Source organism: Microcoleus sp. A006_D1 (assembly GCF_036702805.1).
Taxonomy (GTDB): Bacteria; Cyanobacteriota; Cyanobacteriia; order Cyanobacteriales; family Microcoleaceae; genus Microcoleus.
This window is the reverse complement of the sequence record NZ_JAUBVZ010000001.1, coordinates 281,991-306,664: the sequence shown is the minus strand read 5'-3', so window position 1 is coordinate 306,664 and position 24,674 is coordinate 281,991. Positions and strand designations below refer to the sequence as shown.

Sequence of the window (24,674 nt, the reverse complement as noted above, 5' to 3'; positions counted from 1 at the left end):
GCTTTACCGATGATGCGGGAAGTCGGCAATCGCGCAGGCGTTGCTACTACTTTGAATAATATCGGTGAAGTCTACCGCAGCATTTCTCAGCCGCAAGAAGCATTGAAATACTACAACCAAGCTTTACCAATTCTGCGGGAAGTGGGCGATCGCGCAGGCGTTGCTACTACTTTGAATAATATCGGTGCAGTCTACGATAATATTTCTCAACCACAAGAGGCATTGAAATACTATAACCAAGCTTTACCGATGATGCGGGAAGTCGGCAATCGCGCAGGCGTTGCTACTACTTTGAATAATATCGGTGAAGTCTACCGGAAAATTTCTCAACCACAAGAGGCATTGAAATACTTTAACCAAGCTTTACCGATGATGTGGGAAGTGGGCAATCGATGGGGGGAAGGTACTATTTTGAATAATATGGGTTTAGTCTACAACAGTATTTCTCAACCGCAAGAAGCATTGAAATACTATAACCAAGCTTTGCCGATCGCGCGGGAAGTGGGCAATCGCTCTGGGGAAGGTCGTACTTTGTATAATATCGGTTTAGTCTACGATAACCTTTCTCAGCCGCAAGAGGCCTTGAAATACTATAATCAAGCTTTACCAATTAGGCGGGAAGTTGGCGATCGCTCTGGGGAAGCTATTACTTTGAATAATATCGGTGCAGTTTACTACAGCATTTCTCAACCACAAGAGGCTTTGAAATACTATAACCAAGCTTTACCGATAGCGTGGGAAGTCGGCGATCGTGCAGGCGTTGCTACTACTTTGAATAATATCGGTGCAGTTTACCACAGCATTTCTCGGCCGCAAGAAGCATTGAAATACTTGAACCAAGCTTTACTGATCGCGCGGGAAGTGGGCGATCGCTCTGGGGAAGCTGGTACTTTGAATAATATCGGTAGGGTTTACAACAACATTTCTCAGCCGCAAGAAGCTTTGAAATACTATAATGAAGCTTTGGCAATTGCACAACAAATAGGCGATCGCACGCTGGAATCTAAGATTTTGGATAATATCAAAGCAGCCAACAAAACCATTTGATGAGTCACAGCTTATACTCTGCCCCACAAAGCCAATCCGCCGCCCCTTCCCCGAGCCGCAATTATCCCATCTTCTACCAAAAAATATGCAAAAAAAGCCTGCTTCCCCACACTCAAACTCAAAAAATCCGCCTCCCGCGCTTCACCGCCACGAATAAATCCTTGATACACAGTTTTACCCAACAATTTCACAGTAATTCTGGTAAAATCAAATGCTAGAATATTCTGATTTACCAAAAATTTAGTCGGCCCGGAAAGAGTTAGCTCGATCGCACCAACCTGCACCGAATTCTCCACCCTGCCCGTTTCCCTAGGCTTTTCGCCTTCAGCAACAGGTTCTACCGAGTAAGCAATTTGAATTTTAGCCACCCACTCAGGGATATAACGTCCCGCGCCCAACACAATTCCCGCTTTTTGTCGAGTCTTTTTCGTGCCGGTGATAAAGCACAAGCGCCAATTGCCGGTTAACTGCTCGAAATCATAGCGAATTTTATTTTTCTTGGCGTTTTTCTCAGCTTCTAGGAGGGCTGCAACTACGGCGGCGGCAGATGGTTTAGTATTCGATTTTGCGGCTTGTTCTAGAATTGATATGTTTTCCATTTAACTAATAATAACAGGAATTTACTAGGCTCGATCCAAGATGTTTAGGAACAGGCAAGATGCCTGTTCCACAAGAAGAGAGATTGATTGTGGGGCTGGCCGGAAAGCCTGCCACCGAGTAATTGATAATATTAGCTGATGTAGCGGAGAAAAACATGGTTGCGATCGCCCCCACAGACACAGAAATCATCGTTATCGGCAGCGGAATCGGCGGGCTGACTTGCGGTGCAATGCTTGCCAGATATGGGTTTGACGTGATTGTTTGCGAAAGTCACGCGATCGCGGGCGGGGCAGCCCACGGGTTCAAACGCGACGGATTTACCTTCGACTCCGGGCCATCTTTGTACTCAGGATTATCCTACAGCCCCTCTGCTAACCCGCTGCGACAAGTTCTCGATGCGATCGGCGAAAAACTCCCCTGCATCACCTACGATACTTGGGGTTGCTGCTTGCCAGAAGGCGATTTCGACACCTCCGTAGGCGCGAGTCAATTTGGGGAAGTGCTCGCAAAACTGCGCGGTAGCGCAGCAGCAGCGGAATGGCAACAACTCCAGCGCGTCATGGAACCCTACGCCAAAGCTGCGACAGCCTTACCCTCACTGGCTTTGCGCTTCGATTTGGGCGCTGCGATCACCCTCGGCAAATTTGCCCCGGCTTTCCTGCGAAGTGCTGGCGATGCGATCGCACTTGCCGGCCCTTTTAGCAAAATTATGGACGCAAATGTCAAAGATCCGTTTGTGAAAAATTGGCTGAACCTGTTGTGCTTCCTGCTGTCTGGACTTCCCGCCGACGGTACGATCGCAGCCGAGGTAGCTTTCATGTTTGCCGACTGGTACAGGCCCGCCGCCGTTTTGGACTATCCGATCGGTGGCAGCGAAGCCCTGGTAAATGCTCTGGTACGCGGTTTAGAGCGCCACGGAGGGCAGTTGCTGCTAAATTCCCACGTTGAAGAGGTTTTGGTGGAAAACAACCGGGCGGCGGGCGTGCGCCTGCGATCGGGCAAAATTATTCGAGCGCGCAAAGCCGTCGTCTCCAACGCCTCGGTTTGGGATACGCTGAAACTATTGCCGGAAAGCTCTGTCCCCAAAAGGTTTCGGCAACAGCGGCAGGCAACTCCCGAATGCGACAGTTTCATGCACTTGCATCTGGGAATTGATGCTGCGGGAGTGCGATCGGACTTAGCGTGTCACTACATCTCCGTTAAGGACTGGGAAATGGGCGTTTCCGCGCCTCAGAACGTGGTTCTCGTCTCGATTCCTTCCCTCCTTGACCCGGGCCTCGCGCCGGAGGGAAAGCACGTCATTCACGCCTACACGCCCGGTAACGAGCCTTACGATTTGTGGCAAAAGCTTGATCGCACCAGCGCCGAATACCAACAGCAGAAGCAAGCGCGCGCCGAGGTGATGTGGTTGGCTTTAGAGAGAATTATCCCCGATATTCGATCGCGCTGCGAAGTCACTTTAGTCGGGACACCCCTAACTCACGAACGGTTTTTGCGGAGAAATCGGGGCTCCTACGGGCCGGGAATTCGCGCTGGTACCGGCTTGTTTCCCGGGCCGAGAACGCCTTTGGCGGGGCTGTTTTGCTGCGGAGATTCCACGTTTCCGGGGATTGGTTTGCCTGCTGTTGCTGCTAGCGGGGCGATCGCAGCTAATACGATCGCACCTGTGCACAAGCATTTGGAAATGCTGCGGGATATAGCAATTGAAAATTGCTAGGGATTTTTTATGAATGCCTTGCTGGTAAGCCGCTTTGGCGATCGGGCGATCGCTATTTCACCTATGAACTATAGCGGATCGAGCTCTCATATGAGGTATGGCAAATTCTCCTACAAGCACCAGGGATCAGACACATTGCGGGCGATTATTTTTACCTCCAGAAACCTCAAAAATACCTGTAACGCTAGTATTGAGTCGAAATGGTTTTGTTTCTACAAATCTACAAATGGTATTATTAAAAGACACCTAGCCGTATCAAAAGCGGCCTGACTTGAATTAAGGAGCGAGTGCTTTTATAATAACCACTAAAGGATCTTCAAGCACTTTCCTCGATTAAATCCGCTTCAGCATCCCGCCGTCTATTCATCCCTTTTTCAATGCTCGTTCCCAGCCAAATTCGTTTCATTTTGCGAATTTGTTCGGCAATTTTATTCACATTCTTTTTCGTGACCAAATCGCGAACTACACGCATTTCTAGGCGACGGTTTCCCTGCATACTCGTGCCGCGATTGAACACCAAACTTACCAATCCTCCTTGAACATCTGCGGGCAATTGTTCAAAACCGGGAAATGCTTCTTTTGTCAGATTGTAAAATTTCGGCACTGTGACAATATTAAAAACTTCCCAAGCTAATTCCCAGGGAACAATGATGTCTCTAACACTAGCTAAACGTTCTTTTGCTGCATCCTCTGTCAACCCGCAGCAGTTACTCAAACGCTGTTGCTCGACATCTGGTAATTTGTGCCAATCTTGGTTAAAAACTTCTACAGTATTGTAACCTAGATCGTAGCCGATGCCGATCGTAATTCCCGACGCTCCTTCCGGCCAGGTTGGACGCTGCAACAGGCTTTCGTAGTATTCCCGCCCGCCGCCGACCTCGAATTCTAAGATTAGCTCGATCGCCCTGTATGATAAAAGTGACGAGCCCAAAAGTTCCCCAGGGAACAAAGCAGCGAGGGTTTTGGGGCCCGCAATGCCGTCTGCCAAAAATTTTTGATTAGTTTGAAACTGTTTGAGAGATGTTTCAGTTTTCGGGCCAAACTTACCGTCAGCAGGGCCTGGATTCAACCCTAACTCCAGCAAGCGTTTTTGAAGTTTCACAACATCGGAACCCGATGCACCTAATTTTAGAGTTTGCACAACCTGTTTTCCTGTAATGCGATCGACACAATAATTTTTGCTTCAGATTATACCACAACCAGGATTTGCCAAACTATGAGATTAATTCTGCCTCAGTCAGCAGAGCAAAATCGTGCGGATTGTTTAACACAAAACCGTCATTTTCTTTAATTAAATCACCAAAACAGGTAACGGGCGATCGCGCTTCATAAGCCTTGAGAGCCAACTGATAATCTGATTCCGGCAATTCCAGATGAATTTTTCTCAGCTTCCCCACCACAAATCCCATTAATGTAATTTTGCAAGTTGCCGATTCTGCCCCATGTACTTTATTAATCCATCCCGAGATTGGAACATTAGGTAGTGCAGTGATTAAATCGCTGAGAATATCTAGCTGAGAACGATTTTCTATCACTTCTAATGCTTTTAAGTTCCGACACATCACCTCTGCAAAATCATCAAAATCTTGGTGAGGTGAAACCAATACTTCCCCCTCCTGACTAACAGAATTTTTCTTACTCCAAATGAATCCCTCATAGAATTGACGAGCTTTATGCCAGCCATTTATCTGCAAGTATTTCTCTAACACATTTGGCTCAATTGTTTTCAGAATGTGACTATCTCTTACAGTTACTTTCATGGCAAACTTCCCTCGCTAATGCGCTGTATCATTGACTTAAGAGCTTCTACTGTAAACTGATTGCTGCGGGGTAAAGAAACACTCACATTTGCTATATTTTGTGTTTCTGGCTGTCCCCGCAATGACATCCAGTAGGCACAATTCCTCATGCACAGTTCCGCTTCTGACTGCTGCAACCACTCTTCTAGATTTTCCGGTACTAAAACTATAACTAAGATTCGAGGTACTAGGGCATTCCTTCTCAAATCGTTGTAGTTTTTGAGTTTGAGCGGATATCGAATATAGTCGCCGTCCATCACGTCCCTTGAAGTACACTTTAATTGTAGCTTCAACTCTGGAAAATACACGCTTCCGTCACCGCTGCCAGCCGTGATTTGTAGGTCGATACTGTTGAAGTCTAACTCTAACGGATCGATCGAGAAACCTGCCACGGCTGCAACAGCACGTACATAAGCTTTGCTCAAAAGTTCTTTCTGCTGGTTCAGTTCCATTCCAAAATAAACCTATTGTGAAAATAATTTATTTTACAATAAACCTGTTTCAAAAGGAATTTTTGCCAGAGAACCCGCTTCTGATGCCAATCGATTGGTATAATTTCTTATTCTTAGTCTGCGGAGGCAGACATCGTTTGTATAGGATCGGTTTCAACCGCCGAGTATAAAAAAAACCGGCTTCTTGAAGAAGCCGGGTTTTTTCACACTCAAACTGCGTGTTTGCGATACCAATCAATCGTATTTCTCAACCCTTCTTTAAACTCCACTTCAGCCACAAAACCAAACCTTTCCTTAGCTCTTTGCGTATCCAAACAACGGCGCGGCTGCCCGTTCGGTTTGTCTGTTTCCCAAACTATTTCTCCCTCATATCCCATCAATTCGCAAATTGTTTCCACTAATTTGCGAATTTTAACTTCGCTATTTGTTCCCAAATTAACTGGATCAGATTCGTTGTAAGATTGAGCCGCCATCACAATTCCCCGCGCCGCATCTGTGGAATACAAAAACTCGCGGCTGGGGCTACCGTCTCCCCAAACTGGTAATGTTTTGTCTCCCCTTTCTTGCGCTTCGTGGACTTTGCGAATTAATGCGGGAATTACATGGGAACTTTTAGGGTCAAAGTTATCTTCTGGGCCGTACAGATTGACTGGTAGCAAGTAGATACCGTTGAATCCGTATTGCTGACGGTAGGATTGCAGTTGCACTAATAGGGCTTTCTTTGCTATGCCGTAAGGTGCATTGGTTACTTCTGGATAGCCGTTCCAGATGTCGTCTTCTTTGAAGGGAACTGGGGTTAAGTTGGGATAGGCGCAAATTGTACCGACGCAGACGAATTTTTCGACTCCTGCTTCGTAGGCGGCGTGGATTAGTTGCGCGCCCATCATCAAATTGTCGTAAAATAGTTCTGCCGGTTTGATTAGGTTTAAACCGATGCCGCCGACGTGGGCTGCGAGGTGTATGATGATATCTTGTTGGTCGGCGGCGCGCTTGCAGTTTTCCATAACGCGGAGGTCGCAGTCGATCGATCGACTCACTGAAATTTTATCAGCATCGGCTCCTGCTTTGACTAACTGGTCGATTACCTGACGGCCCAGGAAGCCCGCGCCGCCCGTGACTAGAATGCGTTTGCTGCTAAAATCCAGGCTTGTCATAATTTTATCCTCGGGATTTTGAATAAGGGTCGATCGACAATTTCAATTCTCAAATTGTTACTTAAGCCAAAAAAAGCTTTCAGCTACAAAATGCGCTGGCAACAAATTCGTTTTAGCTGCCGCAGATAGGGACAATGCGATCGGCGGACACCCGAAAGTTAGATTTATGGGGTGCGAGTTCTCAACTATCATTTTAATATTTTTGTTAGCCCGCCAATCCGAAAATTTTGCGAGCCATTAAACTGGTTCTTTGAAATGCCCAAGCTAATAGCTGTAACCATCCTCTGAATCAGTTGTGAAGTGCGTGTAGGGGCAATCCCCCGGGTGCGCGAATCGGGGCAGATACGGGGTACTACCCCTACAAATTGTTAGTGACGGCTTAGTTTTGCCGCTTAATCGAATCCGTTCCCGGAACCTCGCAATTGCTGTTCGAGAGCTTTCGTGTCAGCATCTACCATCAAATGTACTAATTCCTGAAAAGTTACAGAAGGTTCCCAATTCAACTGCTTGCGCGCCTTTGTCGAATCACCAATCAACAGTTCGACTTCCGCCGGACGCAAGTAGCGTTCGTCAAACTCCACATATTTTTGCCAATCTAAATTGACGTAAGTGAAGGCTAAATCGAGAAATTCCTTAATAGAATGGGTCTCGTTGGTAGCAATGACAAAATCGTCAGGCTTGTCTTGTTGCAGAATTAGCCACATCGCCCGCACGTAGTCTTTTGCATAACCCCAGTCCCGCTTGGAATCGAGATTGCCCAAATAAAGTTTTTTCTGCTTGCCGGCGACAATTCTGGCAACGGCGCGAGTAATTTTGCGGGTGACAAAAGTTTCGCCCCGGCGCGGAGATTCGTGGTTGAACAAGATGCCGTTGGAGGCAAAAAGTCCGTAGGATTCGCGATAATTTACTGTCTGCCAGTGGCCGTAAACTTTGGCGCAGGCGTAAGGACTTCTGGGATAAAAAGGAGTTGTTTCCTTCTGCGGAACTTCCTGCACCAAACCATACATTTCCGAAGAACCTGCTTGATAAAACCGCACTTCTATGCCTGTGCGGCTCTGGTAGTCCCGAACTGCTTCTAGTAAGCGCAATACTCCCATTCCTACACAGTCAACCGTATATTCCGGCGAGTCAAAACTAACTCGAACGTGAGATTGAGCGCCTAAGTTATAAACTTCTACAGGCTGAACTTGTTCCAATATCCGGCGCAGAGTAGTGCCGTCGGTTAAGTCGCCGTAGTGCAGAAATAACTGTGCGCCTTCGCTGTGAGGATCGACATAGATGTGGTCTATGCGATCGGTATTAAAACTAGAACTGCGACGGATAATGCCGTGAACTTCGTATCCTTTTTCTAACAGTAATTCGCTCAAGTAGGAGCCGTCTTGACCTGTGATACCCGTTATTAGCGCTCGCTTGCGTTGCGTCATCTGATTTTCCTTTGACAGGCTGTGTTAATTCGCGTTTGACTTTCCGGCCAGAGGCTGTTGTTGCCTGCCGATCGTATTCTCAAGCTCTACGTTAACTCACAATTCTGCGATCGGCATCAAGGAACTGTGAATGTTTTGGCAAAGAGTTTGCCGCTTGCTGTCAGTAGTCAGCATCAGTGGTCGGTAACAAACGAAACTAACTACCGATTGCTGACTGCGGACAAAAATTAATATGCGCCGTTATTTTTGGGGAAAATCACAACTCCAATTGTTTTGAAAACAATCCAAAAATCCATCCAAAGGTTTTTGTCATTGGCGTAATAGAGGTCGATTTGGACTCGGCGGGGATAGGGAATGTCGTTGCGACCGGACACTTGCCACAAACCTGTAATTCCAGGTCTGATGGTGAGAATTTTGTTGATGTGACAGCCGTATCTCGGCAGTTCTTCTTCAACTAAAGGTCTCGGCCCGACGACGCTCATATCTCCTTTTAAAACATTCCAAAACTGGGGGAACTCGTCTAAACTTGTCATTCGTAAAAATCTTCCAATCCAGGTAATTCGAGGGTCTTGTTTCAGCTTGAAATTGTCCTCAAACTCTTGACGCAAATGCGGAGATTTTTCCATGATTTCCAGCAATATGTCGTCCGCATTTTCCACCATCGTTCTGAATTTAAGGCAATAAAACATTTTACGGTTTTTGCCTACTCGTTCCTGTACGTAAAAAATAGGCCCGGACGAGCTTAAGGCGATTGAGAGAGCCAAAAGCAGGTAAACCGGAGCAAACAGGATCAGAACCGATAAGGAAAACAGGATGTCAAATAGCCGCTTGAAAAATTCTCCGTCGAGGCTCTGTAGAGAACGACTTATGCGTCTGTCTCCTTGCAGGACAGGCCCAAAACCGCGTCTTGCGATCGCTCGAATTACCTTGCCGGAGATTAGTTGGCTGTCGGCAGTCATCTTACTCCTTCACTTCACACCACACACAGTCATGATCATAAAGCCTCAAGACGCTTTGTTCTGTGAATTATGTTTCAAATACTCAATTTTCTGCATTCAGAAGAAGGAAGAAGCAAGAAGTCCGAGGGAAGTCGGAAGAAGCAGAAATGGACAAGGCACTTATGCAGAGAGGTTTTCAGCGCTTCTGAACCAATTGCAGAATATTTTTCATGTCTCCCAGTCTCCCAGTCTCCCAGTCTGCCAGTGTCCCACTCGGACTCTGCCGCTCTCAAGTCCCAGATTTGGAAAAATCGCCGGATTTAAATTCCTGATAGCACTGTTCTACAAAAGCTAGATAGCGCTGCTCAAAGACTTCGGGGGCAAAGTTTTCGGCGCGCAACCGTGCCATGGACGGCTGAAATTTGGCGTGAAACTGCTCAAATTCCTCGACGGCTTCGACTATTGCTGCTGCGGTTTGGGTGGGAAAAAACAAACCTGTCCCAGTTTCCGGGTGTTGGCGAATGTCGAGCACTGTCTCCAAAGCACCGCCTGCTGCATAGGCAATTACGGGTGTGCCGCAAGCTTGAGCTTCTACTAAAGCGATGCCAAAATCTTCGCAAGCTGCATAGACAAAGGCTTTTGCCTCTGCCATGTACTTTTCGACTGCGGAGGCGGGCTGCCAGCCGAGCAGTTGCACGTTGGGTTTGGCGATTTGCCGAATCATCTCTAATTCTGGGCCGGTGCCGATGACAATCAGAGTGCGCCCGAGCTGATTGAATGCTCGGACGATCGCACTTACGTTTTTGTAACTTACCAAGCGGCAAACTGTCACGTAAAAGTCTTGTTTTTCCAGCATCAAGGAAAATCGATCGATATTTACTGGCGGATAAATCACCTCGGCGCGCCGCCGGTAGCACCGCCAGATTCGGCGCGCGGTGTGTTGGGAGTTAGCGATGAAGTAATCGACGCGGTTGGCGGAAATTACATCCCACTGCCGCAGTTGGTGCAGTAAATATCGTGTCAGCAAGCCCGGGATGCCCCGTCCGGCTTTGCTGCTGCGTAAATAGTCAAAAGTTAAGTCCCAAGCGTAGCGCATGGGTGTATGGCAGTAACAGACGTGGAGTTGCTGGGGACTGCTGAGGATGCCTTTGGCGACGGCGTGGGAGGATGAGAGGATGATGTCGTATTGTCGCAGGTCTAGTTGCTCGATCGCGATCGGCAGAAATGGCAAATATTTTTGCACGCCGCTGCGGGCCTTGGGAAAATGCTGCAAAAATGTGGTGCCAATCTGTCTTTGGAAAAAATAGCTTTCGGGATTTGCCGATTCAAAGTCAATCAGGGCATAGATATCAGCGTCTATGTATTTGAGAATTTCCTGCACTACGAGTTCTGAACCGCCGGTAGCTAGGGGCGTCAACCATTCGTGAACTAGGGCATATTTGAGTTTTTTCACTTTTATGTAGTCGATCGAACGATTTGTGAGCGCCAGTTCTGTCAATATTAGTCTTACTGAGGGCTCACTTACGAAATATGAAACCATCAACCTGCTTTCTACGTAGGTATCTAGCTCCAACCAAGTATTTTGGGAATAAACGGGGTTTTTGTGAAATCAGGGACAGCTAAACCGCAGAGTGCGGCAAAGATTCCGCCGATTGTTGACAAAAAATGCTATTAGGCGGAATACTGTAGGTGATTTGCGATCGCCCAAATTTTCGGAACGGGCGATCGAATTAACGTGGTGTGAGGAAAAAATGTCAAAATTTTTGTGGAAAGGACTTTTAGTCAGTCCTGCTGTATTAGCAGCAAGTTTAGTCGTATCTTCGACAGCCCTAGCAGCAGAGCAACCTATAGAAATTGCCGCAGCTCAAGCCAATCAATTGCAATTAGCAGGTACTGCAACCGAGACCGCACAGCCTGAGACGACAGCAGTGACGGGCCAGCCAGCGTCCGCAGCCCCCAACTTAACTGTTGACACTATTGAGACTATTGAGAAAGAAAGTGCGGCAGCGAAGGTCGCCCCAGTTGCCGAACCAACAAAAGCACTGGAAAACAACTCAGTTGCAGCAGCAGACTTAAGCGAAACCCAACCCGCAGCCGCGCCCGCAAACTTAAGCGAAACCCAGCCCGCAGCCGCGCCCGCAAACTCCAGCGAAATCCAACCCGCAGCACCGACTAATCTCAGCACCGAAAAACCTGCCGCCCAACCCGAGCAGATATCCCAATCAACCGCTCCAACTGCCCAGCCTCCAGCGCCGTCAAATGTTTTAGAACAAATCAACCAATACAGCGCAGAAGGCAGCGAAGATACTGTCGGCCAAGTAACCTCAGTTTCGCAACTTTCCGACGTTCGACCCACCGATTGGGCATTCCAAGCTTTGCAATCCCTAGTAGAGCGCTACGGTTGCATCGCCGGCTATCCCGACGGCACTTTCCGCGGCAACCGGGCGATGACTCGCTACGAGTTTGCAGCCGGTTTAAATGCCTGTTTGGATAAAGTCAACGAGCTGATTAAAGGCGGTACGAGAAATTTAGCAACCAAAGAAGATTTGGCTTCTCTGCAAAGGTTGCAAGAAGAATTTGCCGCAGAATTGGCAACTTTGCGCGGCCGCGTCGATGCCTTGGAAGCGCGCACCTCTGAATTAGAAGCAAATCAGTTTTCGACTACGACAAAACTCAACGGCGAAGTGATATTTGCACTGACAGGTATCGCCCGCGGAGAGGATGCTAACGGCCGCGACGCCGATCGAACTACAGCTTTTGGCAGCAGGGTGCGTCTCAATTTTGACACGAGTTTTTCTGGCCAAGACTTGCTGAGAACTCGGCTGCAAGTTTTAAATTTGGGTGCGTTTTCTACAAATAATACCAAAACTGCTGAAGGAGAATTGCGGTTTAATGCCGGGCCTTTCGGTACTGCTAGCAATACTGTCGGTTTAGATGCGCTGTTTTACCAATTCCCCCTAGGCAAAAACACTACTGTAATTCTCGAAGCCAACGCCGGGGCTGCTGACGATTTCACCAACACTGTCAACCCTTTCTTTGACGGAGACGGCGGCACTGGTGCTCTTTCTAACTTCGGTACTCGCAACCCGATTTACTATTTGACTGCCGGTACTGGTATCGCTCTGCGGCATCAGTTTGGGGACAAACTAGAACTGAGTTTGGGATATTTGGCCGGCAACGCTCAGAGCCCGACACGGGGTAATGGTTTGTTTAACGGTTCTTACGGCGGTTTGGCTCAGTTGACTTTCAAACCGACAAGCACTATGGCTTTAGGTTTAACTTACGTTAATTCCTACAACTTCGTTACCGGTACGGGCAGCAATGCTTCTAATTTCCCGGCGCGTCTCGGTTCCTTCGGAATTGACAGCGACAATAATCTGCCTGTTTCTAGCAATTCCTACGGCGCGCAAGCTTCGTGGAGAGTGCGGCCTGGATTGGCAATTGGCGGTTGGGCGGGTTACACAAACCAGCGCATTTTATCGAACTTGGCTACTCCTACGGGTTCTGTGCAGCGGGGAGACCAAAAAATCTGGAACTGGGCCGTTACTTTGGCTTTTCCCGATTTGTTGAAAGAGGGAAATGTGGCGGGCTTTATTGTAGGTATGGAGCCGCGAGTGACGAGTTCGACTAATCGAAGTTTGCCGGAAGATAAGGATACTTCGTTGCACATTGAAGGGTTCTATCAGTTTAAGTTGAGCGATAATATTTCGATTACTCCTGGTGTGATTTGGCTGACTGCTCCCGACCACAATAAGAGTAATTCTGATTTGGTGATTGGAGTGGTGAGAACGACGTTTAGTTTCTAGGTTGATTTGGGGATTTTTAACCGCAAATAAATGCAGATGAACGCAGATAGATTATCTGCATTCATCTGTTTTTCATCAAGTCAGGACTTATAGATAAGACTTGGCGATTGAAATCGCTACTACACAAACCAAGACTCCGCCGATATCGCGCTTCGCGCTGGCTTCGCCCACGCGGACTAAAAAATAAGAAGACATTTTGTTTAAACAGAAACGACCAGCTTTAGCTAAAGCTGGTCTGCACAAATAGTTAAATCCGTTGTTTTTCCCACAGTGTTTTTCTCACAGTGAGGAAACCCAAGTTGCACGTTTCTTTGCAGCGGGTTCTAAGAGACTTATCATCCCTCTTGAGGGGTACTTTAACAACAAAATTTAACTATTTGTAATATAACGTTACATTGGACACAGATTTTGGAGTTTGTAGTGAGGACTTCAGTCCGCAACAAGAAGGACTGAAGTCCTCACTACAAGCCGGGTTCGATATCATGCGGGGGCTTGCTGCGGTCGGCCCCAGACAATGCGCTCTTGCTTGTACACAACCATACCAGGCTTAGCACCTTTCGGCTTGTATACATATTTCGGTTCTGTATAAACCACCGGAACTTGTTCGCTGTGGCGCGCGCGACTGTAGTATGCAGTCATGTCCGCCGCAAATTGCAAATCGGTTTCTTCAGCAACTGTACCGGGTGTGAGGCGCAGCAAGGCGTGGCTTCCGGGAATCTCTAGGGTGTGGAACCACAAATCGTAGTCGTTGGCGGTGCGAAAGGTGAGTTGGTCGTTTTGGCGGTTGTTGCGCCCGATTAATAATTCAAAGCCGCTGGGGGTTTGGTAGCGGTGAAATTCGATCGCAGCATTTTTGTCGGTACTGCGGTAATCTGATACAACTAGATATTTTTGCTGGATAAGTTCTTCGCGGATTTCGGCGAGGGTTTGCAAATCTTGGGTGTTGCGGTAGGTTTCCAACACCGAAAGCGCGACTTCGACTTGTTCTAAATAGTCGATTTCTTCCTGTACGGCGGCTAATAAAGGTTCTACGGCAATCCGAGCTCTTTTAAGTTTTTGGTGTTTTTTGTAGATTGCTTGAGCGTTTTGAACGGCGTTTTTTTCCGGGTTTAGGGTAATGACAACTGGTTTTTCGGTTTCAAAGTCGGGGAGGGAAATCGATTTCATTCCGGGTTGCCAATGTTGCAAGTTTGCCATCAGCAAGTCGGCTTGGGATTTGTGGGTGTCTGCGCCTGCGGATTGCTGCAATCGTTCTTTAAATGTGTTGGCTTTGAGGCGCAGTTTTGCTAGGATGTTGTTGAGTTTTTGGGTAAGCTGATGTCGCAGTTGGGCGAATACTTGTTGGTTGATTTCACCGGTGTAGTAGCTGTTGAGTAATTCTTGGACGGAACAGTTCGGCAGCGGATTTTGTAGCGGATTTAACGGATGTAACGGATTGGGGGAATTAGATTGGTTTTCGGGATTTGTTTCTTTTTCTTCGGGTGTTGGCCAGTCGATGACGCTGTAGCCTTCGGGGGTAAAACTTGGGTGGAATTTGGAGTTTTCTAGGCATTGCAGCCAGTACAGCCAGCGCTGGAATAGTTGCTGCCATTGGTGGGGATTCAGGCTGTCGGTGGATTGTTCGGGGTCGAGATTTGCCGATCGAATCATGGACACAACTAAGCCTTTACTCAACCCTCGGTAATTCTTCAACAGATTGGTTTTTAATTGCCCGGGAACCAGGCTAATTCGCTCTTTCCAGCGATCGAGAGATTCGCTCAAACTCGGCACTGCATCGGTCAAAGACGGGGGCATTTCGTAGGGTTGTCCGGTTTGGATGGGGCGGACGCTGGACTGTTTGGCGCTGACTTGGTGGGCGCAGGTGACTACCAGATTGTCTTGGGCGGTGAGGATGACGTTGCTGTATTTGCCCATGATTTCGGCGTAGAGATGCCAGAGGGCGGGTTCGCCGGGACGTTTGGCGAATTGCAAGTCGATGACTCTTTCCCAAGGGGAGACGGGGGCGATGGAAACTAGGGCTAAACCGCTGAGTTGGTGGCGGAGTTGTTCGCTGAAGGTGAAGGTGTCGGGAATGCGGGGGGGGGAGTCGCCGACGCAGATGCGGGCGGCTGCTGGATGGGAGGAAATGTCTATCCAGCCGCGTTGATTCATGGTGCGGAGGGCCAGGGACACGGTAAATCGATCGCGCTGGTAGACTTGTTCTAAGCGCGCTGGCAGCCATTTGGCTCGCAGTTCGCTGCAAGTGGCGGTTAAAGTTGTAAAGTCTACGGGTTGCACGGTGGCCTCTTTTGCGATCGAATTATCTATTTCTGTGGTGACAGATTTAGGTCATATTCAACCAATCATATCAGATAACCGTTCCGAAAAACCTATCTAGGGAATTTAAACTGCTGAATCTAACTGAATATTTGCTAGATCTGCGATCGGCATATTTGCTAGTATAAGCTGTTGTGCATTTAATTTTTACAATTCTGTTTCTTTAAAGTCTTGTGGGGTGGGCTTTGAGCATCGCCCCAAATACGCAATTTAAATGTGGAACAGCCTATGATCGGCAAGCGAGTTCGCTACAGCTTGCCCTCAGACCAAATATCTCGTGCTTGATGTTGCTGTCCTCGGATTTTAATCAGGACTAAAGTCCTCACTACAAACCCATCTTATATTTACTAAAAAGCTGTCGCTGACCGCCGAGTCCAAACAGCCAACTCGCCGCGACTATCCAGTGCACAAAAATCGCACACCAAGCAGAACCGGTCAACACATAAACAGCAGTGCACGCTACTCCCAAAAGTCCGGTCAAAAGTAGAAAAATCGGCTGCAAAAATGTCGGATTTCCTTCGGGAAACCAGGTGATTGCCCTTACAGGATGGTAAATTACGTACAAGCACAAACTCAATCCAATCCACAGCAGCCAAGCAGTTGCGGTTACTCCTTCTGTGGGATGGGGAAGCAGCACAACTCGAAACAGCCACTCCTCGAATAATACGGGAAGAATTAGCGCTTTGAGTGCCAAAAATAGCAGGTTTCCGAAATTGCCGTTAGGTGCGCTTACTTGCAAAAAACCCGCAGCAACACCGAGGGGAATGGCGGCGGCGCCGTAGATTAATAATGCCCAAAGTGCGATCGACAATCCCCTCGCATCCGGAAAGGTTGTAAACCCAGCAAAAGAGCGAAATATTAAACTAGACAGCGCCGGAAATTGACCGAACAAAACAGTCGGCGCCACAGGTAAAATATCCGGGTTAAATCCACCGACTTGATTAGTGCGAAGAAACCAAAGTTGAGCGCCGGATTTGAGGAAAACGCGGCTCAATTCATCCTGGGCACCGCGCGGTAACATCGTCCGCCAACTCATCAAAGCTGCGAATAGGTTATCGCCGATCGCAAATTGCGCTTCGCCACCTGTTCCCGATAATACTTTAGCATTTTGCTTCCAGTCCGATCGCACAATTCCGAGGGGGATTAACTGTTGTTTCAGGGCATCTCTCAAAGCTGCAAGTTGCTGAAACCGCAGAGTTTCCGGGTGATTGGGATGCGCTGCAATCCAGTTTTGCACTGCTGGATTGACATTGACTTTTTGGGTAATTGATTCTATCGTTAAATACAGAGCTTGATTGGAATCTTGCACGCAGGAAGTAGCCGGAGTAACTGCTGCACTTCCCGTCCCGTCTCCAGTCCGGTAGCGGGCTGCCATTATTTGCAAATTCCCCAGCAATTCGTCGAGGGGAGAAAGTGTAATTTCGCCCAAATTGTAGTCGCGAGAAATGGCATCTAATTTGACAATGACATCGGATACCGGACGAGTCCCCAGCCAACCTCTCTCCAAGTTTCCCATGTAATTTGCCCAAGTTGTTCTGCCCGCTACAATTGCTTCGGGATTGTTAGCATAAACTTGTTCGTATGCGATGTCAAATTGCAGTTCTTGTGTAAAAGGATCGCGGACAATTTCAGCGATTCCGTAGGCAAAATGTCCTGTGACAGTACCAGCTACAACTGATTCGGCTTGTTTGCCGCCGATGCCGCCGAACAGGTGAATTGCTAAAGCCCGATCGCCCTGTTTCCATTCTGACATCAAATTGGGCGATCGCTCGGATTTCCCATCCACAAGTAGGGTTTGGGCAGTACCTTTGCGGCTGTCAGTATTCTGCCAGTTTTCAACCTTAATATAACTGAGTCCGCGATCCTTTCCCACAATAACTTGTTGCGGCCCGAGTTGAAAGAGCGATCGCGGTTTAATCGCCCCAACAGTAAAAATTCCCGCAGCATCTTTCGCACCGTAAATGTACCACCCGGCTTTACCAACCGCAGAGTTTTCCAGTTGCTGGGGAGTCGATGGAAAAACACCGCTGCTTTTGGGTGGCTGTTGGGGAAATCGCACAGTTTCCTCCACGCCGTCAAATTGTTTTGAAACTGAGTTATAATGACGAACAATCCGGTATTCGTTTTCACAAGGTGCACTTCCCGGACAAACTTTTGGTACAGCTCGATTTTTCCCTGTTGCCGCACCCAGGAAAGCGACTAAACTGTAAAAGCGACCGACAATTTGCATCGGTTCGCTGTCGGTACGAATCACCGGAATTCGATCGCTAGCTGCCGAAAGTGTCACCGAATTTAAACTAACAGTAACATCATCGTTAGGTCGCGCACCGGCGAGAGATTGCAGCGGGCCGACTCGCAAACGGTTGTTGAGGCGATCGGGATGAACGTTACCTTGATTTTTGCTTTTTTCTGTGCTGTTTGTAAACTTGACATTTGCGGTTAAATTTCGCAAATTCGACTTTTGAGTCCACGCCAAACGCACTTTTTTACCGATTAAGTTTTCATTACCTGGCGGAGTGTGGTATACTTCCAGCCAGACCCAATCTTCTCCAGGCAGTTCCTGCATTTGTTCGGGAGTTGGTAAAATGAGCCTCCCCGTCCAATCGCCAGTTGGTAAATACAGCTTGGATGCAGCAGTTTGGGTTAAAGGATAGTAACTAGGTTGGTTGAAAGATGCCTGAGAACTTAGGGAATAGTTGGAAGGTCGATCGACTGGCTGAGGTTTCGGGTAAAATAGAATCAGGGCGATCGCACTTGCCAGCAACAGTCCGATCCAGCGGCGCAAATAAACTTTACGTTGATAATTCATAGAATTTTAGATCAAACTCGGCGGTTGCAACCGCTGCTACATACAAACTTTCGCCCTAGCTGAGAGGGACTGAAGAAGCAAAATAAAACTCGGCGGTTTTAACCACCGAGTCCGATCTATTTTAGACCAAAATCCCGCAGCAGTTGCAAAGGCTTGTCCGCAGGTGCGATCGCTTTTGATATAAGGTTATGGTAGGATGAATTCCAAGTATGCTATATAATTAGTTAATGAGTGGCATTAACCGGGAACTAACACCAGACCCAAGAACCAGTTTATTTGACAAACATCTTCCCGAAACGCCACAGGTACAAAGACTGCTGAAAAAAGAAGAAAAAGCTCATGTGTTTAATGACAGAGCCACAATGAATTTAGTGATACAAGCTATTATAAATAGAGGAGAGCTTACAGGGATTGAGGATGAAACCGATGACTACGATCGCTACGGGCTATACTTTGATTATCCTATAGGTTATCAAATCAGAGCCGACGGTAGTCGCATTCCGTTGTATTACGCAGAAATTAAAATCATCAAAGGAACCGATAATTATCATGTTATCCCCCGCACAAAACCTCGTCGAACAAGTCAATGATTGGGAATTTATCGAGTTGTGGGTTGATCCGATTGTTTTTCCGCCTCGGATTCTGATGTTAGTGGGTGGCAAAAATAGTAAGTGTGGTATTTACGAGCCATCGCCGAATTATAAACTGCTGTTTTTAGGTTCAAGTTACGATGAGGCTCACTCGTGGCTACTGGAAGATGAATATGAGCGAGTTGATGGGAGGCTTTTAGCCTCTGAAATAGTTTGAGTGAAGAATAATTAGGGCGATCGCACCTTATTTAAGGAAAGGCGATCGCTTTTGATGTAAGGTTATGGTAAACTAAATCGCAAGTTTGTTGTCTAATGACTTAATGAGTGTCATTAACCGCGAAAGGAAGCGATTAAAGATCAATCTGTTAACATTGAGAGAATAGGTAATCCATCAGATGTCCAATTTTCTACAATATTGTCCACCAACCATGATTGCTCAAATCCTTTAAATTTTTTGTGAATATCCTGTTCTCTTGTGACAATTTGGAGAAAGTCAAAAATTTGTTGACTCCTTTTTTCTGCAAATATCTCTTGTTGATGCTCAGGTACAGATGCAGCAAACGTTAAAACAAGGATAGAGCGATTCCAAATATCTGCACCAAGTCGATTAGTCAAAAGGCGTAGTGTTCGCTTTTCGTCTGGACTAAAACGAGTTTCGTTAAGCCTAGTCACATAGATGGTTGCATAAATCTGAGCTAAATTAACTTTAGCCCGTACTAAAGATAGGTAGGCTTCATCACAGGCTTCGTCATCCTCAGCTAATCCCGGTGTATCGATAAGAGACACATCGCCTAGAGGAGTTTTGTAAGCATAATGCTCAACAATTTTTGTACAAGCTTCATACTCTGAAGTCTCAGCAATGTAACTACCAAACGCCGCATTGATAAAACTTGATTTACCAACACCTGTTCGTCCCACGAGCAGAAATTTACGCATACTTTACTAACGGAAAAACCCAGCAAAAAATCCTATTACTCCACCCACTGCACCCCCGACAGCAGCACCGAATGGCCCACCTAGAGAGCCAATTGCAGCCCCAGCACTTGCTCCCGCACTTACAAGACCTAACACTTCATTAGTTTTATTTCGGACTACTGCTGCCTGCCTCTGATTAAGCTCAATAGGTGCATATGTTGGAACTGGCTCATAGATTTTTTCTCTGATAACTTCTCTTTCCTTTTCAGGTCGTTTGATTAGCTCTACAGTTGCCATGAGAAATGGTGCTGCACCTTTAGCAGAAATTCTTGCATATATCTGGGTATAAAGTTCACCTAACCATTGTTCTCCATCGGGGGTGATCTTACTTTTGTTATCAACTGCAACCGACGGAACGTTATTTGCTATTCCAATCCCAGTGTATTTAGCGATCTCTTTCCGAATGAGTTCCGTCCTTTTCTCCAATGCAATCGGATAGTCTGAGGCATTCTTTGCACCTGCAAAGGTAAATATAATAACAGCTTGTCCCCAAAATTTGGAACCGAAAGCCTCAGAAATCAGTTTGATTCCTCGTTTTTCGTCATTAGTAACCCTTGTTTCATCCAAACGACTGACAAACCACATAGAGTCAACCTGGCTGACATCGGAACGCATACGTTCTAAATATTTATAATCATTTCCAACTTCCTCAAGATCATCGCATAAGCCAGGAGTATCAATTATAGTGAAATTAATTCCATTGAGTTCATGCTCATACTTTTCAACATCCATTGTACAAGGTTCATAGTCACCGATTACAGCAAGTGTTTTACCCATTAAACTATTTACAGTGCTTGATTTCCCAACTCCTGTACGACCAACCAATAGAAAAGTGAATTTTTGACCCTGGGCTACTTGCAGTTTTTCCTTCAGACTTTCTAACCAGTTTCTTGCTTGCTCTTCATCATTTGTGTTGAATACAGACATAGCTTGATCCTCCTATTTGACAAGGCAAATAAACAACACGGCATTCAATTATTAATCTTAAATTACAGCCTGTAATTCCGTAGCTTGATCATATACATAGTTTCTCATTTTAGTCTATGATAAAAAATAATAAAATGTAATCAATTGTTAAAACTACTTTGTCACCCAAAAGTCAGATTGTGTCATCTTTGTAATAAAATGTCATAAAAAATATGATAAAATAGCCAAGACCTCCATACATACTTAACTAATGGACGTTCAAGAAGTCTTGAAATTGGCTGACAACATGGTTTTCGCAAAAACAGGAGAACACTTGGACGATCTGCAAAAAGCTATCCTGCTGGGTGTATGGGAAGGTCAAAAATACTCTCAAATCGCAGAAGCATCATATTGTAGCGAAGGTCACGTCAGAAATATCGCCTCAAAATTATGGAAGCGTTTATCAAATGTATTAGGTGAAGAAGTAACTCAATCAAATTTACGATCGGCACTTGAAAGACAACAATTATTCATCATTTCATCAAATTCGGGAAACGATTTTTTTATTGGTAACGTCAATGTTTGTAAGGACACTAAATCTCCCGAAGTTCCCAAAGATCGATCGCCCTCAACGCCCACCCCAGACACCTCCAAACCCCAAACCCGACTAGACTTAGCAGACGCACCTCATATATCATTGTTGTGCGATCGCACATCCGAACTCGCCACCCTCGAAAAATGGATCGTCCAAGAAAAGTGCAACCTCACAGCAATATCAGGACTCAGCGGCATCGGCAAAACCGCACTTTCCCTCCACCTCATCCCACAAATTCAACATCACTTTGACTGCGTAATTTGGCGAAGTCTCCGCCACTCCCCACCCTTAGAAACTATCCTAAAAAATCTCCTATAATTTCTCTTAAATAAACCAGAAACCGAATTACCAGTCAGCATTGCCGATCGACTTTCCCTGTTAATGGAATATCTGCGAAAAAACCGCTGTCTCATCATCTTCGACGACGTGCAAACTCTCCTCAGCAACGGACAACTAGCAGGAAATTACCGCCCAGACTGCGAAAATTACAGCATCCTCTTCAGACAAATCGCAGAAACAACCCACAACAGTTGTTTCATCCTCCACACTTGGGAAAACCCCAGAGAAATTACCGCATTAACAGGCGAAAACTCACCAGTTCGTACTTTACAACTCAAAGGCATAGGTACAGATGCAGCAGAACTTTTCCGAAATAAAAATTTACTCAATCCCGAAAAATGGGAAAACCTAATTAACGTCTATCAAGGTAATCCATTGTGGTTAAAAATAGTCGCCGCCACCATTCAAGAAATATTCCGAGGCAGGGTTGCAGATTTTTTGAAATATGATATGCTATTCCTAGGGGAAGAATTGGCAGCAGCATTGCACCCGCAGATAAATCGCTTGTCAGAATTAGAGAAAAAGCTCATCTGCCGCCTCAGCCGCGAAGCAAATTCAGTTTCCATAGAGCAATTGCTAGAAGATGCCGATTTATCGCCCTCGGAGTTATTCAATGGGCTGCAATCTTTGGGGAGGCGATCGTTGGTTGAAATTGAAGAAATGGATAATGAAACGCTATTTAGTGTTTGTCCTGTGGTGAGACAATATGTGATTTCAAATTCGGTTAATTAGCTGTGATATCTGTAGGGAATGAGGCAGTGTCTAAGACGTGTCAAATTCAAGTCGGAAACCCCCTGAAAAATCTCGCTTATAGCCTCGGAGCGATCCCCCCTAACCCCCCTTAAGAAGGGGGGGACAAGAAGCACTCAAAGTCCCCGCAACGATTCGGGGGGAAGCGTCCATTTCTCAAAGTCCCCCTTCTTAAGGGGGATTTAGGGGGATCTAGACTCGGCAACAAACGAGAGATACAAAGGACTTTAGCGTTAAGTTGACACGTCTTAGACAAAGCCTAAGTCCCTAGGATTCTTTGCGTTCATTTAAACTGATTTAATATGAAATATGAACAGTCCTGAACCTTCATTAACTAAAACCGAATTAAGAAAATCGCTCCTCAACACCCGCAAATCCCTATCAGCACAAGAATGGAGAGAAAAGAGCGAGATCATTTGCAATCACCTGCACAACTCGCCCCTATTTACCCAAGCAAAAACCATCTTCGCCTACTTTAGCTTTCGCCAAGAACCAGATTTAAGTCCCCTATTTGTAACTCCCCGCAGGTGGGGATTTCCCCGCTGTGTCGGCAAAGACTTATCCTGGCACATCTGGCAGCCCGGAGATGCTTTACATAGTGGAGCTTACGGCATCCTAGAACCGCTGCCTGATGCTCCGAAAATCGACCACTCAGAAGTAGATTTAATCCTCATACCCGCCGTTGGTTGCGATGTTCGCGGCTATCGCTTGGGCTACGGCGGTGGCTATTACGATCGAATGCTGAGTTTACCTGAGTGGGAATCCAAAATTGCGATCGGCACAATCTTTGAATTTGCCTTGCTAGCCCAGCTACCCGTTGACTCCTGGGACAAACCGCTGCACGGAATTTGCACGGAAAGCGGGTTAGAAATGATACAGCAAAAATCTAGAAGGTCGATCGAGCAATAAATTGTCAGTAATTATCCCTAGATCCGTGTTTATATGTATCCTACTGAAAGTCCTATTTAATCTAAAATCCAAAATCTAAAATCTAAAATATTATGGCCCAGCGATACGTTCGAGTTAAAACAACACAAGGGCACATCCATTACGGTTTGCTGCAACTGAGCCGCAGCGTTCAAGTATTTGATGCACCACCTTGGTTAAAAGGACAACCAACTGACTTGGAACTTGCACCAGACAGTTACCAAATTCTCGCCCCGTGCGCTCCCTCAAAAATCATAGCCGTCGGCAAAAATTATGTCGATCACGCCGCCGAGATGGGAACTCCCGTACCAGAAGAACCGCTGCTGTTTTTCAAGCCCCCCAGCGCTGTCATCGCCGCAGGTGGAGCAATTCGCTATCCGCAGCAGTCGGAAAGGGTAGACTACGAAGGAGAATTGGCCCTGGTAATTGGCGAACACTGTACCCACTGCACTCCCGAACAAGCACACGGCAAAATTTGGGGCTATACCATCGCCAACGACGTAACAGCCAGAGATTTGCAAAAGCGAGACAACCAGTGGGCGAGGGCTAAAGGGTTTGATACATTTTGTCCCTTGGGGCCTTGGATTGTCCGCGAACTGAGTCCTGCTGCACAGTTGCAGACTTTTGTCAATGGGAGCGATCGACCGGTACAGTCATCTCAGATCGATCGCATGGTATTTTCCCCAGACTTTATCGTCTCCTACATCAGTCAAGTAATGACCCTGATTCCCGGCGATGTGATACTGACTGGAACGCCGCAAGGGGTAGGGCCGCTGCAAATAGGCGATCGAGTCCGCATTGAAATAGAAGGCATTGGCAGTCTTGAAAATACCGTAGTTATTGGTTATTAGTTATTGGTTATTAGTTATTGGTTATTGGTTATTGGTTATTGGTTTTGGTTATTGGTTATTAGTTATTGGTTATTAGTTATTGGTTATTAGCTTCGATACGAATAACAAATAACAAATAACAACCAACAAATAACCAATAACAACCAACAAATAACAACCAACAAATAACCAATAACTACTGACTAACGTACCTGCATATAAACAGCATCCGAAAGCGGAGGAATCTCTGCATAGCGTCCCAAAGCCGATTGAACGACTGCATATAGAAATGCAGCCAAAGCGCCCAAAAAGACCATGTTATAAAGAGTTTCTGCAATAAAGGCGACTTGGAAGCCTTTAGAAAAAATAGGCAAAACCAAACCGCAGAGCATCAAAACAATGTCTAAAAGAATCGCCTGCATCGCATTAAAACGAATAAAATGACTGATATTTTCGTTTCTAACCACTCCTAAATACAGGGCAAAGAAAATAACCAAGCTAGCAAAGGGCAAACTATAAATTTGCATCAATGGAGATAGCGGTATCAACAACAATTGCAGGACAGGAAACTGTGTAAACAGAAACCTGCCAAAGGCAAGCCCGTCAATCAGCGGGAGCAAATAAGGCAAACAAGCAAAAATCCGGTCTGGAACAGTCGTAGAGCCGCGCCAAGTCATAATGAACTCTCCTGAGTCGATCG

Annotated in this window: 23 protein-coding genes; 10 read left to right on the top strand and 13 right to left on the bottom strand. The window is 46.4% G+C overall.

What is annotated here, in order from left to right; all coding sequences use genetic code 11:
- On the top strand, positions 1-1,047 hold a 1,047-nt coding region (locus tag QUB68_RS01210; RefSeq protein ID WP_332988610.1), incomplete at its 5' end, for a tetratricopeptide repeat protein.
- An 11-nt stretch (positions 1,048-1,058) separates the two neighbouring features.
- On the opposite strand, the gene QUB68_RS01205 is transcribed toward QUB68_RS01210, so the two are convergent.
- Entirely contained in the window at positions 1,059-1,646 is a 588-nt protein-coding gene (locus tag QUB68_RS01205) for a hypothetical protein (RefSeq protein WP_332988608.1), read from the bottom strand.
- Between the two features lie 155 nt (positions 1,647-1,801).
- Here QUB68_RS01205 and QUB68_RS01200 point away from each other — a divergent pair, with 155 nt between their 5' ends.
- Positions 1,802-3,364, top strand: coding sequence for a phytoene desaturase family protein (locus QUB68_RS01200; protein WP_332988605.1), 1,563 nt, complete (start codon positions 1,802-1,804; stop codon positions 3,362-3,364).
- A gap of 316 nt (positions 3,365-3,680) precedes the next feature.
- On the opposite strand, the gene QUB68_RS01195 is transcribed toward QUB68_RS01200, so the two are convergent.
- The 5 genes from QUB68_RS01195 to gmd all read right to left on the bottom strand — a co-directional run bounded on the left by QUB68_RS01195 (position 3,681) and on the right by gmd (position 8,193).
- Complete coding sequence (locus tag QUB68_RS01195) at positions 3,681-4,505, bottom strand: peptidoglycan-binding protein (RefSeq protein WP_332988603.1); 825 nt, start codon at positions 4,503-4,505, stop codon at positions 3,681-3,683.
- 73 nt (positions 4,506-4,578) lie between these two features.
- Positions 4,579-5,124, bottom strand: a complete 546-nt coding sequence (locus tag QUB68_RS01190) for a hypothetical protein (RefSeq protein WP_332988601.1) — start codon at positions 5,122-5,124, stop codon at positions 4,579-4,581.
- Entirely contained in the window at positions 5,121-5,615 is a 495-nt protein-coding gene (locus tag QUB68_RS01185; protein ID WP_332988599.1) for a DUF4365 domain-containing protein, read from the bottom strand. Before QUB68_RS01185 ends, QUB68_RS01190 begins: the two co-directional genes overlap by 4 nt.
- Positions 5,616-5,824: 209 nt before the next feature.
- Positions 5,825-6,769, bottom strand: coding sequence for a GDP-L-fucose synthase family protein (locus QUB68_RS01180; RefSeq protein WP_332988597.1), 945 nt, complete (start codon positions 6,767-6,769; stop codon positions 5,825-5,827).
- Positions 6,770-7,161: 392 nt separating this feature from the next.
- Positions 7,162-8,193, bottom strand: a complete 1,032-nt coding sequence (gene gmd / locus QUB68_RS01175; RefSeq protein ID WP_332988595.1) for a GDP-mannose 4,6-dehydratase — start codon at positions 8,191-8,193, stop codon at positions 7,162-7,164.
- 60 nt (positions 8,194-8,253) lie between these two features.
- Between gmd and QUB68_RS01170 the strand changes: the two genes are divergently transcribed.
- Positions 8,254-8,424 carry a hypothetical protein gene (locus tag QUB68_RS01170; protein ID WP_332988594.1) on the top strand — a complete coding sequence of 57 codons (171 nt, stop codon included), beginning with the start codon at positions 8,254-8,256 and terminating at the stop codon, positions 8,422-8,424.
- On the opposite strand, the gene QUB68_RS01165 is transcribed toward QUB68_RS01170, so the two are convergent.
- Together QUB68_RS01165 and QUB68_RS01160 are read right to left on the bottom strand one after the other, a co-directional pair.
- Complete coding sequence (locus QUB68_RS01165; protein WP_332988591.1) at positions 8,421-9,152, bottom strand: sugar transferase; 732 nt, start codon at positions 9,150-9,152, stop codon at positions 8,421-8,423. The genes QUB68_RS01170 and QUB68_RS01165 overlap by 4 nt on opposite strands.
- A gap of 268 nt (positions 9,153-9,420) precedes the next feature.
- Positions 9,421-10,584, bottom strand: a complete 1,164-nt coding sequence (locus QUB68_RS01160) for a glycosyltransferase (RefSeq protein WP_332988590.1) — start codon at positions 10,582-10,584, stop codon at positions 9,421-9,423.
- A gap of 298 nt (positions 10,585-10,882) precedes the next feature.
- On the opposite strand from QUB68_RS01160, the gene QUB68_RS01155 reads away from it, so the two are divergent.
- Complete coding sequence (locus QUB68_RS01155) at positions 10,883-12,937, top strand: iron uptake porin (protein WP_332989203.1); 2,055 nt, start codon at positions 10,883-10,885, stop codon at positions 12,935-12,937.
- A 480-nt stretch (positions 12,938-13,417) separates the two neighbouring features.
- Here QUB68_RS01155 and QUB68_RS01150 read toward each other — a convergent pair whose 3' ends face one another.
- On the bottom strand, positions 13,418-15,214 hold the full coding sequence (locus tag QUB68_RS01150) for an Rqc2 family fibronectin-binding protein (RefSeq protein WP_332988589.1): 1,797 nt from the start codon (positions 15,212-15,214) through the stop codon (positions 13,418-13,420).
- A gap of 364 nt (positions 15,215-15,578) precedes the next feature.
- Positions 15,579-18,062, bottom strand: coding sequence for a CPBP family glutamic-type intramembrane protease (locus QUB68_RS01145; RefSeq protein ID WP_332988587.1), 2,484 nt, complete (start codon positions 18,060-18,062; stop codon positions 15,579-15,581).
- 227 nt (positions 18,063-18,289) lie between these two features.
- On the opposite strand from QUB68_RS01145, the gene QUB68_RS01140 reads away from it, so the two are divergent.
- The gene (locus tag QUB68_RS01140) at positions 18,290-18,652 is read left to right on the top strand and encodes a DUF6972 family protein (RefSeq protein WP_332988585.1); all 363 of its coding nucleotides are present in this window, start codon (positions 18,290-18,292) and stop codon (positions 18,650-18,652) included.
- Positions 18,612-18,869 carry a hypothetical protein gene (locus tag QUB68_RS01135; RefSeq protein WP_293213529.1) on the top strand — a complete coding sequence of 86 codons (258 nt, stop codon included), beginning with the start codon at positions 18,612-18,614 and terminating at the stop codon, positions 18,867-18,869. The genes QUB68_RS01140 and QUB68_RS01135 overlap by 41 nt, the downstream gene beginning before the upstream one ends.
- 140 nt (positions 18,870-19,009) lie before the next feature.
- Here QUB68_RS01135 and QUB68_RS01130 read toward each other — a convergent pair whose 3' ends face one another.
- Positions 19,010-19,588 (bottom strand): GTPase, encoded by a 579-nt coding sequence (locus QUB68_RS01130; RefSeq protein WP_332988580.1) that lies wholly within the window; start codon positions 19,586-19,588, stop codon positions 19,010-19,012.
- A 6-nt stretch (positions 19,589-19,594) separates the two neighbouring features.
- Complete coding sequence (locus QUB68_RS01125; RefSeq protein ID WP_332988579.1) at positions 19,595-20,554, bottom strand: GTPase; 960 nt, start codon at positions 20,552-20,554, stop codon at positions 19,595-19,597.
- A 250-nt stretch (positions 20,555-20,804) separates the two neighbouring features.
- Between QUB68_RS01125 and QUB68_RS01120 the strand changes: the two genes are divergently transcribed.
- From QUB68_RS01120 to QUB68_RS01105, 4 genes are all read left to right on the top strand, one after another.
- Positions 20,805-21,446 carry a hypothetical protein gene (locus tag QUB68_RS01120; protein ID WP_332988578.1) on the top strand — a complete coding sequence of 214 codons (642 nt, stop codon included), beginning with the start codon at positions 20,805-20,807 and terminating at the stop codon, positions 21,444-21,446.
- A gap of 63 nt (positions 21,447-21,509) precedes the next feature.
- Positions 21,510-22,199, top strand: coding sequence for a hypothetical protein (locus QUB68_RS01115; RefSeq protein WP_332988576.1), 690 nt, complete (start codon positions 21,510-21,512; stop codon positions 22,197-22,199).
- A gap of 327 nt (positions 22,200-22,526) precedes the next feature.
- Positions 22,527-23,126, top strand: coding sequence for a 5-formyltetrahydrofolate cyclo-ligase (locus QUB68_RS01110; RefSeq protein WP_332988575.1), 600 nt, complete (start codon positions 22,527-22,529; stop codon positions 23,124-23,126).
- Between the two features lie 92 nt (positions 23,127-23,218).
- On the top strand, positions 23,219-23,995 hold the full coding sequence (locus tag QUB68_RS01105; protein WP_332988573.1) for a fumarylacetoacetate hydrolase family protein: 777 nt from the start codon (positions 23,219-23,221) through the stop codon (positions 23,993-23,995).
- Positions 23,996-24,177: 182 nt separating this feature from the next.
- Here QUB68_RS01105 and QUB68_RS01100 read toward each other — a convergent pair whose 3' ends face one another.
- Positions 24,178-24,651, bottom strand: coding sequence for a Tic20 family protein (locus QUB68_RS01100; protein WP_332988571.1), 474 nt, complete (start codon positions 24,649-24,651; stop codon positions 24,178-24,180).
- Positions 24,652-24,674 lie beyond the last annotated feature (23 nt).

Bases quoted from the DNA above. Each gene is read 5' to 3' on its own strand.
- QUB68_RS01205 (WP_332988608.1), bottom strand. From the start codon at position 1,646: ATGGAAAACATATCAATTCTAGAACAAGCCGCAAAATCGAATACTAAA.
- QUB68_RS01200 (WP_332988605.1), top strand. From the start codon at position 1,802: ATGGTTGCGATCGCCCCCACAGACACAGAAATCATCGTTATCGGCAGC.
- QUB68_RS01190 (WP_332988601.1), bottom strand. From the start codon at position 5,124: ATGAAAGTAACTGTAAGAGATAGTCACATTCTGAAAACAATTGAGCCA.
- QUB68_RS01185 (WP_332988599.1), bottom strand. From the start codon at position 5,615: ATGGAACTGAACCAGCAGAAAGAACTTTTGAGCAAAGCTTATGTACGT.
- QUB68_RS01180 (WP_332988597.1), bottom strand. From the start codon at position 6,769: ATGACAAGCCTGGATTTTAGCAGCAAACGCATTCTAGTCACGGGCGGC.
- gmd (WP_332988595.1), bottom strand. From the start codon at position 8,193: ATGACGCAACGCAAGCGAGCGCTAATAACGGGTATCACAGGTCAAGAC.
- QUB68_RS01165 (WP_332988591.1), bottom strand. From the start codon at position 9,152: ATGACTGCCGACAGCCAACTAATCTCCGGCAAGGTAATTCGAGCGATC.
- QUB68_RS01155 (WP_332989203.1), top strand. From the start codon at position 10,883: ATGTCAAAATTTTTGTGGAAAGGACTTTTAGTCAGTCCTGCTGTATTA.
- QUB68_RS01145 (WP_332988587.1), bottom strand. From the start codon at position 18,062: ATGAATTATCAACGTAAAGTTTATTTGCGCCGCTGGATCGGACTGTTG.
- QUB68_RS01140 (WP_332988585.1), top strand. From the start codon at position 18,290: ATGAGTGGCATTAACCGGGAACTAACACCAGACCCAAGAACCAGTTTA.
- QUB68_RS01135 (WP_293213529.1), top strand. From the start codon at position 18,612: ATGTTATCCCCCGCACAAAACCTCGTCGAACAAGTCAATGATTGGGAA.
- QUB68_RS01130 (WP_332988580.1), bottom strand. From the start codon at position 19,588: ATGCGTAAATTTCTGCTCGTGGGACGAACAGGTGTTGGTAAATCAAGT.
- QUB68_RS01125 (WP_332988579.1), bottom strand. From the start codon at position 20,554: ATGTCTGTATTCAACACAAATGATGAAGAGCAAGCAAGAAACTGGTTA.
- QUB68_RS01120 (WP_332988578.1), top strand. From the start codon at position 20,805: ATGGACGTTCAAGAAGTCTTGAAATTGGCTGACAACATGGTTTTCGCA.
- QUB68_RS01115 (WP_332988576.1), top strand. From the start codon at position 21,510: ATGGAATATCTGCGAAAAAACCGCTGTCTCATCATCTTCGACGACGTG.
- QUB68_RS01110 (WP_332988575.1), top strand. From the start codon at position 22,527: ATGAACAGTCCTGAACCTTCATTAACTAAAACCGAATTAAGAAAATCG.
- QUB68_RS01105 (WP_332988573.1), top strand. From the start codon at position 23,219: ATGGCCCAGCGATACGTTCGAGTTAAAACAACACAAGGGCACATCCAT.
- QUB68_RS01100 (WP_332988571.1), bottom strand. From the start codon at position 24,651: ATGACTTGGCGCGGCTCTACGACTGTTCCAGACCGGATTTTTGCTTGT.